This is a genomic window from Streptomyces sp. NPDC017993, from assembly GCF_044328065.1.
Classification (GTDB): Bacteria; Actinomycetota; Actinomycetes; order Streptomycetales; family Streptomycetaceae; genus Streptomyces.
In genome coordinates, this window is record NZ_JBIRGO010000020.1 from 1 (window position 1) to 15,252 (window position 15,252).

General features: G+C 71.2%; 14 protein-coding genes and 2 tRNA genes. 7 read left to right on the top strand and 9 right to left on the bottom strand.

Annotation, left to right across the window (positions count from 1 at the left end; translation table 11 throughout):
• Positions 1-208: 208 nt before the first annotated feature.
• A tRNA-Lys gene (locus ACH4FH_RS30105) sits at positions 209-282 on the bottom strand.
• Between the two features lie 580 nt (positions 283-862).
• On the opposite strand from ACH4FH_RS30105, the gene ACH4FH_RS30110 reads away from it, so the two are divergent.
• From ACH4FH_RS30110 to ACH4FH_RS30125, 4 genes are all read left to right on the top strand, one after another.
• Positions 863-1,282: an SsgA family sporulation/cell division regulator gene (locus tag ACH4FH_RS30110; RefSeq protein WP_398559101.1), complete on the top strand. Its 420-nt coding sequence runs from the start codon at positions 863-865 to the stop codon at positions 1,280-1,282.
• Positions 1,282-2,496 (top strand): hypothetical protein, encoded by a 1,215-nt coding sequence (locus ACH4FH_RS30115; RefSeq protein ID WP_398559102.1) that lies wholly within the window; start codon positions 1,282-1,284, stop codon positions 2,494-2,496. The genes ACH4FH_RS30110 and ACH4FH_RS30115 overlap by 1 nt, the downstream gene beginning before the upstream one ends.
• Positions 2,497-2,750: 254 nt before the next feature.
• The gene (locus ACH4FH_RS30120; RefSeq protein ID WP_398559103.1) at positions 2,751-3,344 is read left to right on the top strand and encodes a lytic polysaccharide monooxygenase; all 594 of its coding nucleotides are present in this window, start codon (positions 2,751-2,753) and stop codon (positions 3,342-3,344) included.
• 167 nt (positions 3,345-3,511) lie between these two features.
• A complete protein-coding gene (locus ACH4FH_RS30125; RefSeq protein WP_398559104.1) occupies positions 3,512-5,296 on the top strand; it encodes an AMP-binding protein in 1,785 nt (594 codons plus the stop codon).
• 65 nt (positions 5,297-5,361) lie between these two features.
• On the opposite strand, the gene ACH4FH_RS30130 is transcribed toward ACH4FH_RS30125, so the two are convergent.
• From ACH4FH_RS30130 to ehuB, 6 genes are all read right to left on the bottom strand, one after another.
• Positions 5,362-5,435, bottom strand: a tRNA-Lys gene (locus tag ACH4FH_RS30130).
• A gap of 197 nt (positions 5,436-5,632) precedes the next feature.
• Positions 5,633-6,391 (bottom strand): IclR family transcriptional regulator, encoded by a 759-nt coding sequence (locus ACH4FH_RS30135; RefSeq protein WP_398559105.1) that lies wholly within the window; start codon positions 6,389-6,391, stop codon positions 5,633-5,635.
• 343 nt (positions 6,392-6,734) lie between these two features.
• Positions 6,735-7,586, bottom strand: a complete 852-nt coding sequence (ehuA, locus tag ACH4FH_RS30140) for an ectoine/hydroxyectoine ABC transporter ATP-binding protein EhuA (RefSeq protein ID WP_398559106.1) — start codon at positions 7,584-7,586, stop codon at positions 6,735-6,737.
• On the bottom strand, positions 7,576-8,226 hold the full coding sequence (ehuD, locus tag ACH4FH_RS30145) for an ectoine/hydroxyectoine ABC transporter permease subunit EhuD (RefSeq protein ID WP_398559107.1): 651 nt from the start codon (positions 8,224-8,226) through the stop codon (positions 7,576-7,578). Before ehuD ends, ehuA begins: the two co-directional genes overlap by 11 nt.
• Positions 8,223-8,984, bottom strand: coding sequence for an ectoine/hydroxyectoine ABC transporter permease subunit EhuC (gene ehuC / locus ACH4FH_RS30150; protein ID WP_398559108.1), 762 nt, complete (start codon positions 8,982-8,984; stop codon positions 8,223-8,225). Before ehuC ends, ehuD begins: the two co-directional genes overlap by 4 nt.
• Positions 8,981-9,913: an ectoine/hydroxyectoine ABC transporter substrate-binding protein EhuB gene (gene ehuB / locus ACH4FH_RS30155; RefSeq protein ID WP_398559109.1), complete on the bottom strand. Its 933-nt coding sequence runs from the start codon at positions 9,911-9,913 to the stop codon at positions 8,981-8,983. Before ehuB ends, ehuC begins: the two co-directional genes overlap by 4 nt.
• A 110-nt stretch (positions 9,914-10,023) precedes the next feature.
• On the opposite strand from ehuB, the gene ACH4FH_RS30160 reads away from it, so the two are divergent.
• Positions 10,024-10,524, top strand: a complete 501-nt coding sequence (locus ACH4FH_RS30160; RefSeq protein WP_398559110.1) for a DUF3830 family protein — start codon at positions 10,024-10,026, stop codon at positions 10,522-10,524.
• Here ACH4FH_RS30160 and ACH4FH_RS30165 read toward each other — a convergent pair.
• Together ACH4FH_RS30165 and ACH4FH_RS30170 are read right to left on the bottom strand one after the other, a co-directional pair.
• Complete coding sequence (locus ACH4FH_RS30165) at positions 10,505-11,932, bottom strand: amidase (RefSeq protein WP_398559111.1); 1,428 nt, start codon at positions 11,930-11,932, stop codon at positions 10,505-10,507. The genes ACH4FH_RS30160 and ACH4FH_RS30165 overlap by 20 nt on opposite strands.
• 212 nt (positions 11,933-12,144) lie before the next feature.
• On the bottom strand, positions 12,145-13,110 hold the full coding sequence (locus tag ACH4FH_RS30170; RefSeq protein WP_398559112.1) for a D-2-hydroxyacid dehydrogenase: 966 nt from the start codon (positions 13,108-13,110) through the stop codon (positions 12,145-12,147).
• Positions 13,111-13,318: 208 nt separating this feature from the next.
• Between ACH4FH_RS30170 and ACH4FH_RS30175 the strand changes: the two genes are divergently transcribed.
• Together ACH4FH_RS30175 and ACH4FH_RS30180 are read left to right on the top strand one after the other, a co-directional pair.
• Positions 13,319-14,227, top strand: a complete 909-nt coding sequence (locus tag ACH4FH_RS30175; RefSeq protein WP_398559113.1) for a decarboxylase — start codon at positions 13,319-13,321, stop codon at positions 14,225-14,227.
• Between the two features lie 276 nt (positions 14,228-14,503).
• Positions 14,504-15,229, top strand: coding sequence for a decarboxylase (locus ACH4FH_RS30180; RefSeq protein ID WP_398559114.1), 726 nt, complete (start codon positions 14,504-14,506; stop codon positions 15,227-15,229).
• The last annotated feature ends 23 nt before the right edge of the window (positions 15,230-15,252 follow it).

Below are 15,252 nucleotides of genomic sequence, written 5' to 3' on the forward strand. Positions count from 1 at the left end.
GGCCGGGTGCGCGCGCCCCGCGCGGGGGGGGGGGGGGGGGGGGGGGGGGGGGGGGGGGGCGCCGCGCCGGCCCCCCCCCCGGGGGGGGGGGGGGGGGGCGGCCCCCCCCCCCCCCCCCCGGCTGCTCCGCACAAGGGAAGGCCCCGCCCGCGGCCTGGTCCCGACAACGACTGAGGCCCCTCGCATGGCGAGGGGCCTCAGTGTTATGTGCGCCGCCAGGGACTCGAACCCCGGACCCGCTGATTAAGAGTCAGCTGCTCTAACCAACTGAGCTAGCGGCGCGCGCTGACCTGAAGAACTTTACACGAACTCCAGGCATGCCCCGTACCCACAGCAGGGCTCCTCACGCGGTCAAGCGGTGTGATCCCCGGCACAGGTGCGCCCCTTCCGGGTCTCGCCTTTCCGCCCTGCGGGTCCGCCCCGACGAGGCCCGAACGTACGTTCCGTCCGAGGTGTCCGCCCCCGCGGCCATTCGCCCGGTACAGGGCAAAATGCCCCTTTTTATTCCTCTTCTTCATCAGTTGCCCCGTCAACATGCGGTATCTCCCACCAGTTGAGAGGCTGAGGTCGATGCCGAGGCGAGAGTCGAAGGGTTCCGGAGCTCAGGAGGGCCCGAGATGGCGGTGGCGGGACACCTCGCGCGCCGCCGCGAGGCGCCGAGCCCCCGTGCCGGCCCCCGCGCCGGACCCGCGTGCCGGGTCCGGGCTCCGGGCCGGGGCGACCGCGCGGCCCGCCCCGGCATGGCGTCCGTCACTCCTTCTTCACCTCCCGCAACCCCGACCTGCACAGGTGCGTCTGGTAGGACGCGCGCCCAGGCCCGGGTCCACCGGGATCCGCCCCTCCCTCGGAAAGGTTGATCGTCGTGGTGTCGACAGCCAAGCGCACCCTTGAGATGCAGTTCCTCCTCGGGCCGGACGAAACCGCTCCGGTGGCCGGCCGCTTCAGCTACCGCAGTGACCGTCCGTACGAGGTCGAGGTCGCCTTCCTCAGCCGCGGCCGGACGATCGCCACCTGGCTGTTCGCCCGTGACCTGCTGCTCGCCGGGCTGTGCGGCGAAGCCGGCGAGGGGGACGTACGGGTGTGGCCAACCGGGGAGCCGGGCGGCCGGCGGCGCGTGCACATCGAACTGTCCACCGACGACAGCGTCTGCGAGCTGTCGGTGCGCGCGACGGAGCTGACCGCATGGCTGGAGCAGACGGTGGCGATCGTGCCGCCCGGACACGAGGACGACTACCTCGACATGGACACCCATCTGGCCCGGCTGCTCGCGGGGAAGTGCTGATGACGTCCCTGACCACTGTGACGGTTCCCGGCCAGGGCGTGCCGCCCGAACGAGACCCGGCGCCGCGTACAGCGCCGGGGGAGGGCGGGCGGTCCCGGGCGGCCCGGCCGCCGCGCGGCGGCGCGGACCACACCGCGAGCGAGGACGGGCACGCCCTCTCCCCGAACGCGCCGCACGACCCGCGGGCGCACGGCTTCCTGCCCGAGCGGCCCCCGGTCCGTTCCATGATCGGTACCTGGACGCGGCTGGACGCCATGGCCCGCGCCGCGGCGCTCGCCCCGGGCCGCGAGAGTGCCGTCGACCTGGTCGACCGTGCGCACCACGCCCAGGAGTTGAGTGCCCTGCGGCAGCGGGTCTCGCGGCTCTCGCCGCGCAACGCCGAGGCCGCCGCGATGCGGGTCGCGGTGATCGCGGTGGCCTGCGGCTGGGGAGGTCTCGACCCGCTCGCACCGGCTGCCCGCAAGGTCGCCGACGAGGCGTTCCTCGACCTGTGGGCGGCGATCGCGCAACGGATCGACCATGACCAGTTCGTCGCGCTGCCCACCCTCGCGCTGCACAACTGGGCCCCCGAACGGAAGCCGCGCCGGCACATCCCCATCGACCAGCTGGCCCGCACCGAACCGCTCGTACCGATCGTCCGCTGGGCACCGGAGGGGCAGCCGCTGAGCCGCCTGGACCGGCTGATGCTCGCCGCGACCCGGCTGGAGGCGCACGGCATCTGGCTCTTCCGGCTCGCCGAGACCCTCGCCGGCCGCGCGCCCGACGACTCCTCCACGCCCACCGCGCTGCGTCGTCTGGTCCGCATCCAGCACGCTCTCCGCGCCCAGCTACGCGCGGAGACGGCCGAGTTGGCGGACGCTCCGGTGACCACCTCGCCGCAGAGCGCGGTGCTTGCCGCGCTCGCCGAACAGGGCGCCCTGGAGCCGCCTGTCCTTCAGGCCGCGGACGCGGTGCTGGGCATCGGCGGGCGAGGACGGGTGGGGGAGGGCGGGCGCCAGTACCAGCGCCGCCACCTGCCCGCGCAGCACCGCGCCTGGCTCAGCGCGATGGACCGCCACTGCGCGCCGGTGCGCACCCTGGCGCACCGGGGTGGCCCCGATGCCGCGGTCTACCGCGAGGCCCAGGAGTCGCTGATCGCACTCCGGCGCACGTACACCGCGCTGGTGCACGCGGCCGCCCGCCCGGAATCCGGCTCCCTCACGGCGGCGGCCTGACCCCTGGGGACGGTGGGGCGGCGGTCGGGCGCCCTGGCCGACAAGGGCGGGCGCGTGGCAGGAAGCGGCCCACGCGCCGCCGCTCGTCGCCCCCTGTTGCCTGTCAGTGGCGTGCCGTCAAGGCCCGTGGGGCAGTCCCGGAGATCCGAGCGTTATTGGTCTGGACATGTCCAACACCGCTTACTAGTCTGCGGTTTGGTCTAGACCGCACTTCCAGCTCACGGAACTCCCCCCACGTTCTTCAGGAGCGAAGCATGCGCAAAAAGCTCAGTGCTGCCGTGATAGGTCTCGGCATCGTCGGCGTCTCCTTCCTGTCGACCGGCAGCGCCTCCAGCCACGGCTACAGCGACGCGCCCCCCAGCCGGCAGGCGCTCTGCGCCAACGGCACCGTCAAGGACTGCGGCGCGATCCAGTACGAACCGCAGAGCGTCGAGGCGCCCAAGGGTTTCCCTGCCGCCGGCCCCGCCGACGGCAAGATCTGCTCCGGCGGCCACGACAACTTCGCCGAGCTGGACGACCCGCGGGGCGGCGACTGGCCCGGCACCAAGCTCTCCGCGGGGCAGGGATACACCTTCACCTGGCGGCTGACCGCACGTCACTCGACCGCTGATTTCCAGTACTTCATCACCAAGGACGGCTACGACCCGAGCAAGCCCCTCACCCGTGCCGACCTCGAACCCGAGCCGTTCATGACGGTCCCGATGGGCGGCGCCCAGCCGGGCCAGACGGTGCAGCACCAGGGCACCGTGCCCACCCAGAAGTCCGGCCGGCACCTCATTCTCGGCGTCTGGAACGTCGCCGACACGGGCAACGCCTTCTACGCCTGCTCGGACGTCGACGTCTCCTGACGTTCGGCCCGCCCGGCGACGGCGGCGCGCTACCGCTGGGCCTCCCTGACTTCCCCCGGGGAGGCCCTCGGCGCGTCGCCGGGAGTGCTGCGCGGGCGGCGTCCCGTACACCTCATCCCCTCCAACCCTCTCCACAACTGACGGAGCGTCAGCTACGCTGCGGCGCCATGGCAGCCAACGGCACCAGTAGCGGCGGCACCTCCCGCGAAGGCCACGGCGCCGCCACCGTCGCGGAACTCGTGCTCGCGCAGTGGGGCGACCACCGGCCGGGCGCCACCTGCGGCGACCTCACTCTGACCCATCACGAGCTGGCCGCCGGGGCAGCCGCCCGAGCGGCGTTGCTCGGCGATCTGCTGCCGCCCGCCGCACCGCCGCACATCGGTGTGCTGCTGGACAATGTCCCCGAATACGCGCTGTGGCTGAGTGCGGCGGCGCTCGCCGGGGCGGCCGTGGCCGGCATCAACCCCACCCGCCGCGGCCCGGAGCTCGCCCGCGACATCGCCCACACCGACTGCGCGCTGGTGATCACCGAACGCGCCCACCTGCCGCTGCTGACCGGCCTGCAACTCCCCGTCCCGCCCGACCGTGTGCTCGTCGTGGACGACCCGGCCTACCAGGAACTGCTCACGCCGTACGAGGGGGCCCGCCCCGCCGAAGTCATCGGCACCGGCCGGGGAGGCACGCCCACCCCGGCCACCCGGATGCTGCTCTGCTTCACCTCCGGATCCACCGGGGCGCCGAAGGCCGCCCTCTGCACCCAAGGCAGACTGGCGGCCGCCGGCCGTTCCCTGGCCGGGTACTTCGGCGTGCGCCGGGACGACGTCCACTACCTCTGCATGCCGATGTTCCACGGCAACGCCGTCATCGCCGGCTGGGCGCCCGCGCTGGCCGGCGGCGCTGCCGTCGCGCTGCGCCGCCGCTTCTCCGCCTCCGCCTTCCTCCCGGACGTCCGCCGCTACGGCGCCACCTACTTCACCTACGTCGGCCGTGCCGTGCAGTATCTGCTCGCCACCCCGCCGGGCCCCGACGACCACGACCACCGGCTGCGCGCCGGTTTCGGCACCGAGGCCGGCAGCGTGGACGCCGCCCGCTTCGCCGAACGGTTCGGTGTGCGCCTCACCGAGGGATACGGCTCGTCCGAGGGCGGCGCCGCGCTCCAGCGTTCGCCGGACACCCCACCGGGCGCCATCGGGCGGCCCGCCCCGGGGGACGACCTCGCCGTCGTCGACCCGGAGACCGGCGTCGAGCTGCCGCCCGCCCACCTCGACGCGGCAGGCCGCCTGCTCAACGGCGAGCAGGCCATAGGGGAGCTGGTCAACCGCGGCCGCAGCTCCTTCGAGGGCTACTGGCGCAACCCCGAGGCCACCGCCGCCCGCACCAGGGGCAGGGCCGCGGGCCGCGGCGCGGGTTGGTACTGGAGCGGCGACCTCTTCTTCAGGGACGCCGAGGGGTTCTTCCATTTCGCCGGGCGCACGGACGACCGGCTGCGGGTCGACAGCGAGAACCTCGCTGCCGCGATGATCGAGAACATCCTTGCCCGCTACGCCCCGGCCGCCGGAGTCGCCGTGTACGCCGTGCCCGACCCCGTCGCGGGCGACCAGGTGATGGCGGCCCTCGCACTGCGCGAGGGCGCGGCATTCGACCCCGACGACTTCGCGGCCTTCCTCGCCGCCCAGCCGGACCTGGGGACGAAGATGGCACCCCGCTTCGTACGGCCGGTGGTGGCGCTGCCGGTGACCGCCACCAACAAGGTGCACCGGGTCGCGCTGCGCCGGACCGGCTTCCGCTGTCCCGAGCAGGTGTGGTGGTCGCCACAAGGGGCCGGTGCCGCGGGAGGCGCCGAGTGCCAGGGGGCATCGGGGCGGAGGTACCGGCCGTTCACCGCGGGGGACCGTGCCGTGCTCCTGGCGCACTACCGCGACCACGAACGGGACCATCTGCTGGACCGGTGAGCGACCGCCTGTGCGCAACGACGAAGTGGGCGTCCCCGGAGAACCGAGAACGCCCACTTCACACGTGCGCCGCCAGGGACTCGAACCCCGGACCCGCTGATTAAGAGTCAGCTGCTCTAACCAACTGAGCTAGCGGCGCGCGCTGACGAAAGAAATACTACCTGGTCCGAAAGGGTGCTGAAGACCATGCCCGGGGGAGCTCCCGGCCGGGCCGGCCGACGGTGCCCGCGGGGCGCAGCCCGCGCGTGAACCGGCGTGCGCGCCGCGGGGACGCTTCCGCGCCGGCCGGCCGTGACACGCCCGGCCGGTCAGATCCGGCCAATCGGATCCGGCCGGTCAGATCGCGAGCGAGAGCAGCACCGGAGCGGCGCGACGGTTGAGGGCATCGGCGGCCTGGCGCAGGCGGTGGGCATGCTCAAGCGGCATGGACAGCGCGAGGCAGCCGACCGTCGAACCGGCCGTGATCGGTACGGCGGCGCAGACCGTGCCGACGGCGTACTCCTGGAGGTCGAGGACCGGGACCGTCGGCGGCTGGCTGTCGAGCTTGTGGAACAGCACCTTCTCGTTGGTGATCGTCCGCGAGGTGAGCCGGGCGGTCTTGTGACGGGAGAGGTGGTCCTTGCGGCCGTCGTGGTCGAGCTGCGCGAGGAGGCACTTGCCGACCGCGCTGGCGTGCGCCGTACGGCGGAATTCGGCCCACTCGTTGACCTTCGGGGCGAGCGGTCCGTCGGCGTAGTGGAGGATCTTGACCTCGCCGTCGATGTACCGGCTGATGTAGACCGCCGCGCCGACGGAGTCCCGCAGTTCGTCGAGCGTCACCTGCAGCTTGTCCCGCAGGGCATGGGTGCGCTCACCGCCCGATCCCAGCAGCAGCAGTGAATCGCCGACCACATATGCCCCGTCCCCGACCTGCTCCACATAGCCTTCGCGCTGCAGCATCGACAGCATGTGGGAGAGGTGGTCCGGGGACATGGCTGTTTCGCGTGCGATCTGCGCGTCGGTCACGCCGTGGGCGTGCCTGGAGATCGTTTCGAGCACGCGAAGGGCGTACTGCACCGAATGGAACGGCGCGGTCGGCTCGGGCTTCAGCGCCACGGTGTCCCCCTAGCAGGTTGTTACCGCTTGCGTCGTGACCGTCGTCGCACTGGACGCGGTCGACGCTTGGCCGCGACCGTTCCCGTACAACGGGGCTCGTCTCACGATAGCGGTCAACGGCCTCCGATGGAGGGGGTCTTGACCGAAAAGCATAGGCGGGCACGCGTCTGTCCAGGAGCGCGCCACCCTGGCATATGACCATGGCACGGGAACCCGATCGAGGGTCGCCGGTGGCCGCCCGAACGGCGCCCGTGGGATCGCCGGGTGGGCTCCGGCATCTTCGTGACGCGCCGGAGCCCGGCCCCCCCACCGAGGGGACCGGGCTCCGGCACGGGGGGCGGTGTCAGAGCACCGCGCTCAGGAATTCGCGGGTCCGCTCGTGCTCCGGGTCCGTGAACATCTGCTCCGGCGGCCCGTACTCGATGACCCGGCCGGCGTCGAACATCATCACGCAGTCGGAGATGTCGCGGGCGAAGTTCATCTCGTGCGTGACGCAGAGCATCGTGATGTCGGTGGTGTGCGCGATGTCCCGCAGGACGTCCAGCACGCCCGCCACCAGCTCCGGGTCGAGCGCCGAGGTCACCTCGTCGAGCAGCAGGACCTGCGGCCGCATCGCCAGCGCCCGCGCGATGGCGACCCGCTGCTGCTGTCCGCCCGAGAGCTGGGTCGGGTACTTGTCGAGGTGCTCGGTGAGGCCGACCAGGTCGAGCAGCTCCCGGGCACGCTCCTCGGCCGCGTCCTTCTCCAGGCCCAGGACGTGCACCGGGGCCTCGGTGATGTTCCGCAGCACCTTCATGTTGGGGAAGAGGTTGAACTGCTGGAAGACCATGCCGATGTTCTTGCGGACCTCACGGCTGTGGCGGTCGCTCGCCGGGACGAGCTTGCCGCCCTTCTCCTCGTGCGTGAGGTATTCGCCGTTGAGCTTGATGGTGCCCTCGTCCGGCTTCAGCAGCGTCATCATCAGCCGCAGAATCGTGGTCTTGCCGGAGCCGGAGGGCCCGATCAGGGTCACGTGCTTGCCGGAGAACACCTTCATGTCCAGCGAGTCGAGGACGGTGTGGGAGCCGAAGCGCTTGGTGACCTTGTCGAAGTGGATCAGCTCGCTGCCGTCGACCGCCGGGTTGGCCGTCTCCTTGGACCGGTCCGCCGCGTCCTGGGGGCCGGTGGTGTTGGGGGTGTTGCTGTCAGCGGACAAGACGACGCTCCAGGGCTCGCAGGAGAAGAGAAGCGGGGTAGGCGATCAGGATGAAGGCGATACCGACGACCGTGTACGGCTCGACGGTCTGGAAGGTCGAGGAGGAGAACTGCCGTGCCTCACCCAGCATCTCCAGCACGCCGATCGCGAAGAGCATCGGCGAGTCCTTCAGCATCGCGATGACGTAGTTGCCCAGCGCCGGAACCACACGGCGGATGGCCTGCGGCAGGATCACCGCTATCCAGGTGCGGCTGCGCGGCAGGCTCAGCGCGGTGGCCGCCTCCCACTGGCCGGCCGGCACGCCGTCGATGCCGGCGCGGTAGACCTCGGCGGTGTACGTCGAGTAGTGCAGGCCCAGGCCGATCACGCCGGTGACCATGGCGGTGAGCGTGATGCCCCACTCGGGCATGACGTAGTAGAGGAAGAACAGCTGCACCAGCAGCGGGGTGTTGCGCACGAACTCGGTGAGCGCGGTCACCGGCCAGCGCACCACCTTGAGGGGGGAGCGCTGCGCCAGGGCCCATACGAGGCCGAGGGCGAAGGCGATCAGCGAACCGAGCGCCAGGGCCTGGAGGGTGACCAGGACGCCTTTCCAGAACGTCGGCAGGAAATCGCCGACCGCGGACCAGTCGAACGTCATCGCACATCACCCTCCGCCGCGGCGCCGGCCGCCGTGCCGTTCGCCGGCCCGGCCTGCCCGCCGATGCTCAGCTTGCTTGTCATGGCGGTCCGCTCGGGCGGTGCCTGGCCGATGCCTGCCTTGGCGTGCCGCTCCACCACGCGCATCCCACGGGTCAGCACAAAGGCCAGTACGAAGTACATGACCAGGATGACGGTGTAGACGGGAGCGCTCTGCGCGGTGGCGTTGCGCACCAGCGAAGCACCGAAGGTGATGTCGCCGACGCCCAGGATCGACACCAGCGCGGTGCCCTTGAGCAGCTCGATCAGCAGGTTGTTGAAGGGCGGGATCATGTCCGGCCAGGCCTGCGGCAGGATGATCTTCCGCAGCTGCTGGGCCGGCGAGAAGCTGAGCGCGATGCCCGCCTCGCGCTGCGCCGGGGAGACCGCGGCGATCGCGCCGCGCACCACCTCGGAGCCGTACGCGCCGTACGTCAGGCCCAGTGTGAGGACCGCGGCCCACATCGGGATCAGCTGCCAGCCGAAGCCCATCGGCAGCACGAAGAACACCCAGAACATCAAGATCAGCGCGGAGGTGCCGCGGAAGATCTCGAAATAGGCGCCGGACAGGAAACGGACGATCCACAGCCGGTGGGTGCGCGCGATGCCGATCACGAAGGCCACCGCGGCGCCGAGTGCGGCGCTGTATACGGTCAGCTGAACGGTGATCCACACGCCTTTGAGGAGGAGTTCCCACAAACCCCAGGTGATATCGCTCATGGCCGGCACTTCTCCTTGGCGGTGATCTCCGTCATCTGGTCCTTCTTGAAACCGAAAGGCCGCATCAGGTCCAGGAGCTCGCCGGTCTTCTTCATCTTGTGCAGCTCGCGGTTGAACGCGTCGCGCAGCGCCGTCTCGGGGGTCCGGAAGGCGAAGCCGCCGACATCGATGACCGGCTTGCCGTCCACCAGCGGCGTGACCTCGGCGGTCGCCTCTGCCTTGGTGGTCCTCGACTGGCGTACGACGTTGCGCACGGTGACCGCGGTGCCCACGAAGACGTCCACCCGGCCCTGCTCGACGGCGAGCAGCCCGGCCAGCTGGTCCGGGAGGGTGGAGACGTTCTTGACGCCGGCTTCCTTGGCGTAGTCCAGTTCGGCGTATCCGACGCCGGTCGCCATCTTTGCCCCGGTTTTGGCGATGTCCTTGTAGGTGCGGAGTTTCATGGGATTGCCCTTGCGGACAATGAAAGCGTCCAGCATCTGGTACTCGGGATCGGCGAAGATGACCTTGGCGCAGCGTTCCGGATTGATGTACATCCCGGCGGCGACCACATCGAACTGCTGAGAATTCAGCCCGACGATCAAAGAGCCGAAATCGGTCGGAAAGGGCTCGACCTTGGGTACGCCGAGCCGTTTGAAGATCTCTTTGGCGATGGCGGGTGACGAGCCGGTCATCTTGCCGTCCCGGCCGATGTAGCTGTACGGCTGCTCACCCGCCAGACCCAGGGTGACCGAGCCCTTCGCACGCAGCCGCTCCAGCAGGTGGCCGCCGTCCTTGGCGTCGGCCGTCGGTACCTGACTGCAGCCGCTGGTCCCTCCGATCGCACCCGCTGTGCCGAGCGCCGCTACCCCCGCGAGCAGCGTGCGACGGCGGATGCCGCTAGGCCATTGTCCTTTGGATTTTGAGGTGTTCCCGTGTGGTGGCGCCATGGGCGCGCGACTACCCGAACGATCGGCAGATATGCCGATCGTTTCCAGCCCTTGATATAAGCGCCTCTGAGTTGTTCCGTACGCCGGTATTGCCCCCCTACGATCTGGGCATGACTGATCGCTTCATCGAAGTCTCCCTGGACAAGCGCGGCGTGAGCTGCACGGCCAAGCTGCTCGACGACCGCGCGCCGATCACCTGCGACGCCGTATGGGACGCCCTCCCGCTCGGCGGCGACGTCTACCACGCCAAGTACGCCCGCAACGAGATCTACACGCTCGTCCCGCCGTTCGCCCCCGAGGAGCCACCGCTGGAGAACCCGACGATCACCCCGATCCCCGGTGATCTGTGCTATTTCACCTTCAGTGACACCCAGTTGGGCACCAAGTCCTACGGCTACGAGACCCAGGCCAAGCACCAGGGCCGCGCCACCGTCGTCGATCTCGCGCTCTTCTACGAGCGCAACAATCTGCTGATCAACGGTGACGCGGGCTGGGTCCCCGGGATCGTGTGGGGCGCCGTCGTCGACGGCCTGGACCGGATGGCCGATGCCTGTCAGGACCTGTGGCGGGCCGGCGCCCTGGGGGAGTCGCTCAACTTCCGCCGGGTGTAGCGGGAGCGGGGATCTCCGCGGCCCCCGCTTCGTAGAGGGCGTGCGCGGCGCGCAGCACCAGCGCGTCCGCGTGCCGCGCCCCGACCAGCTGCACGCCGATCGGCAGCCCGTCGCCGTCCACCCCGCAGGGGACGGTGGCGGCGGGCTGCTGGGTGAGGTTGAAGGGGTAGGTGAACGGTGTCCAGCCCGTCCAGCGGGTGTGCCCCGACCCGGCCGGCACCTCGGCGCCCGCCTCGAAGGCGGTGATCGGCTCGGTCGGCGTGATCAGCAGGTCGTAGGTCTCGTGGAAGCGCCCCATCGCCTGGCCCAGCGCCATGCGCGTGTCCACCGCGGCCAGGTAGTCCAGCGCGCTGTAGCGGGCACCCTGGTCGCAGATCTCCCGCAGGCCCGGGTCGAGCAGCTGCCGGTCGTCGTCGCCCAGGTTCTGCACCACCCGTGCCGCGCCGCTGAACCACAGGGTGTGGAACGCCTCCACCGGGTCGGTGATGCCCGGATCCACCTCCTCGACGTGCGCGCCGAGCGCGGCGAGACGGTCGACGGCGCCGCGGACCGCCGCGGCGACCTCGGGCGCCACCGGCACATCCCAGCCGAGCGACGGGCTGTACGCCACCCGGAGCCCGGCCACCGGGCCGGTCAGTGTGTCGCGGAAGGAGGCGGTGCCCGGTGCGAGCTGGGACCAGTCCCGCCAGTCCGCGCCGGTGATCACGTCCATCATCAGCGCCGCGTCGGCCGCGTCCCGGGTCATCGGCCCGACGTGCGCCAGCGTCCCGAACGGGCTCGCCGGATAGAGGGGAATCCGGCCGTAGGTGGCCTTGAGGGCGAAGATCCCGCAGAACGACGCGGGGATGCGGACCGATCCGCCGCCGTCGGTGCCCAGGCTCAGCGGCCCCGCGCCCAGCGCCACGGCCGCCGCGCTGCCCCCGCTGGAGCCGCCCGCGGTGCGCCCCGCGTCGTACGGATTGCCCGTCACGCCGTGCCGCGGGCTGTCGGTGACACCCTTCCAGCCGAACTCGGGGGTGGTCGTCTTGCCGACGAACACCGCACCGGCCTGGCGCATCCGGGCCACCGACGGGGCGTCCTCGTCCCAGGCCGGGCCCTCGGCCCGGACCGTGCGGGAGCCGCGCAGCGTCGGCGTGCCGCGGGTGAGGATCAGGTCCTTGACGGTGGTCGGCACGCCGTCCACCGGGCCGGCCGGCTCCCCGGCCCGCCAACGCTCCTCCGACTCCTTGGCGGTGGCCAGCGCCTCGTCCGCGGTGATCAGGGTGAAGCAGTTCGTCCGGGCCTGGGCGGCCTCGGCGCGCTCCAAGGTCGCGCGGGTGACCTCGACGGGGGAGAACTCGCCGGCGGCGTACCCGGCCGTGAGCCGCGTGGCGTTGAGATCGGCGAGGTGGGTCGGTGCGGTCGTCATGCGTCCTCCGAGCGTGGGCCGCCCCGGAGCGGGGCAGCGGGCGGGTACGGGGCTGCTGCGGGGTGGGGACGTGCGAGGGCGTGGCCGATCGAAGGGCCGGGCCGAGACCGGTGTGTCCGGCGCGGCCCGGTGGGGGCTGGTGGGGCTTGCGGGTTGGGGAGGTCGACCGGTCCGGCCACCTCCGGGTGCCGGACCGGTCGATCTCCGCCGCGTCAGCTCACCGGTACGTATCCGAGCCGCTTGTCGACGAGGTTGCTCAGGGGCTTGCCGGAGGCCCACTGGTCGAAGTTGTCCTGGAACTGCTCGGCGAGGGCGTCCCGCCAGCCCAGCGTGTCCCCGCTCATGTGGGGCGAGATGATCAGATGCGGGACGTCCCACAGGGGGCTGTTCTCGGGCAGCGGCTCGTGCTGGAAGACGTCCAGGGCGGCCGCGGCGATCCGCCATTCGCGCAGGGCCGCGACCAGATCGTCCTCGACGACCAGCTGTCCGCGTCCGATGTTGATGAACCGCGCCTGCGGCTTCATCCGGCCGAACGCCTGCCGGTCGAAGAGATCGCGGGTCGCCTCGGTCAGCGGCGCCGCGCAGACCACCCAATCGGCCTGCGGCAGCAAGCCGTTGAGCGCGTCACTCGCATGGACCGTGCCGAAGGAGGGATCCGGTGATCGTTCCCGGCGGCCGACAAGATCGACGGTGATGCCCAGCGCCTGGAGGGTGGTGCCGATGGCCCGCCCGATCGGGCCGGAGCCCACCACGACCGCGCGGGTGCCGGCGACCCGCAGCGTCTCACGGTGCCGCCAGCGCCGCTGGCGCTGCAATTCCCAACTTCCGTAAAAATCTTTCGCCATGGCGATCACCAGCCCGGCCACATATTCGGCAATCGGCTGCTCGAAAACGCCCCGCGCGTTGGTCACCAGCGTGTCGTCGGCAACCAGCGCCGGGCACAGCAGCCGGTCCACGCCGGCGCTGGCGGTGTGCACCCATCGGGGTTTCGGCCCCTCGGAGGGCCACGAGTCCCGGATCGCATCGGAGGTGAAATCCCAGGCCAACAGCACGTCGGCGGACGGAATCAGGTCGGCCAGGGACGCCTCGTCGGCGTAGATCACCTGGGCGCGGCCGGTCAGTCTGTCCAGCTTCGGCGGCGGGTCGGAACCAAGGACGAGGACGGTGCTTTCGGACATAGCCAGAAACCGTTCTGAAACATGAGCCCCTTTTACTGAAGGGGGCGCCGACAGATGCCTGAGATGCGAGGATTGACCACGCTAAGAAGTCGTATCTACGGTGTCAACAACGGCTCTGTCCCGACGTCCCGGCTTGTACCGGCTGCACCAATACCCACGGCCACTGGCCTGGCCACTCCAGCCCTTCGTTTTTCTTCTAGGGGCCTTCATGGACGTCTCCTTTCTGGGTGGCCCACAGCCGCAGCTCGGCGTGGGCGTCGTCGCTCCCTTCGACTTCGCGCTCGACCGTGAGCTGTGGCGCTGGGTTCCCGACGATGTCTCCCTCCACCTCACCCGCACTCCCTTCGTGCCCGTCGAGGTCAGCCTCGACCTGGCCCGTCTCGTCAGCGAGCACGAAACCCTGCACGCCGCCGTCCAGGCGCTGTGCGCGGTCTCCCCGCAGGTGATCTCGTATGCCTGCACCTCCGGCAGCTTCGTCGCGGGCATGGCCGGCGAACGGGCCATGTGCGCCGCCATGGCCCAGGCGGGAGAGGTCCCCTCTCTCACCACCTCCGGCGCGCTCATCGAAGCGCTGCGCGAGATCGGCGCGCGGCGCATCGCGGTGGTGACGCCGTACACCAAATCGGTCACCGACTCACTGGAGGACTATCTCGGCGAGGCAGGCATCACGGTCACCGGCCGCGCCTACCTCGGACTGACCCGGCACATCTGGAAGGTGCCCTACCGCGACGTCGTCGACATGGCCCGCACGGCCGTGGTCGGCGATGCCGACGCGCTGTTCATCAGCTGCACGAACCTGCCCACCTACGACGTCATCCCGCAGTTGGAGGCCGAGCTGCGGATGCCGGTCCTGTCCGCCAACCAGGTCACGATGTGGGCCGCGCTGCGTGCCATCGGCGTCCAGGCGGTAGGCCCGTATCAGGCACTGCTCGACCCGGTGGCGCGGCGCGGGCCCGCCGCGATGTCCGGGTCGGGGGCCGTCGAGGGAGGTCCTCGGGCGACGCCCGAGGCAGCCTTCGCCGGCACGTCGGTCCCCCCGCCGGACGGCGAGGTGCCCGACGGGGGCGATGCGCCGCCCTATATCCCCGAGGATCCCGGGCCCCAGCCACCGGTCTGAGGCCGGCCCGGATCCGACACTCACCCATCCGCTGCCGGCGTCGCAATCGCCGGCAGCGACCACCCGCACCTCCGTACCCGCACCGCCGTACCCGCACCGCCGTACCGGCGCAGCCGTACCCGTACAGCCGCACCGGCACGGCCGTCATCGCGTCCGCCGGCGCACTCGCGCCCCCCCGACGCCCCGTCTGCCCTCACCGAACCCCCCGCACCAGCAGAACCATCCACACCAGCAGAACCACCCGCACCCGCAGTCGTACACGCAAGGGAGACCTGCATGGCATCGGTCGGCTTCCTCTACCCCGGCTACTCCGCCGAGGACGACTACCCCCGGCTCGAAACGCTCCTGGGCGGCACGGTCCGCCTGCCGCTCGTGCACACCGACATCGGCGAGGACGCCCACCGGGTGGACGCGCTGCTGGAGATGGGCTCCGCCTCGCGGCTCGCCGCCGGCGTCGCGGAGCTGAAGAGTCGTGGCGCCGAAGCCGTCGTGTGGGCCTGCACGAGCGCCAGCTTCGTCTTCGGCTGGGAGGGCGCGCACGAACAGGTCCGTGAGCTGTCCGCCACCGCCGGCCTGCCCGCCTCCAGTACGTCCTTCGCCTTCGCGCACGCCATCCAGGCGCTCGGCGCCCAGCGGGTCGCGATCGCCGCCACCTACCCCGCCGATGTCGCCGAGCACTTCCACGCGTTCCTCAAGTCCTCCGGAACGGAAGTCGTCTCGACCCGCGGCAGTGGCATCATCACCGCCGCCGAGGTCGGCACCTGGGGCCATGCGGAGGTGCTGGAACTCGCCCGCGCCGGCGACCATCCGGACGCCGAGGCGGTCCTGCTGCCCGATACGGCCCTGCACACCGCCGCGCATCTGCCCGCGCTCGAAGCGGAGCTGGGCAAGCCGGTGCTCACCGCGAACCAGGTGACGGCCTGGGAAGGGCTGCGCCTGCTCGACCGCGAGATCGCCTGCCCGGCGCTGGGCACTCTCTTCTCGCGGCCCGCGCGCACCTGACGCGGGCACAGCGGCAGGCGGGG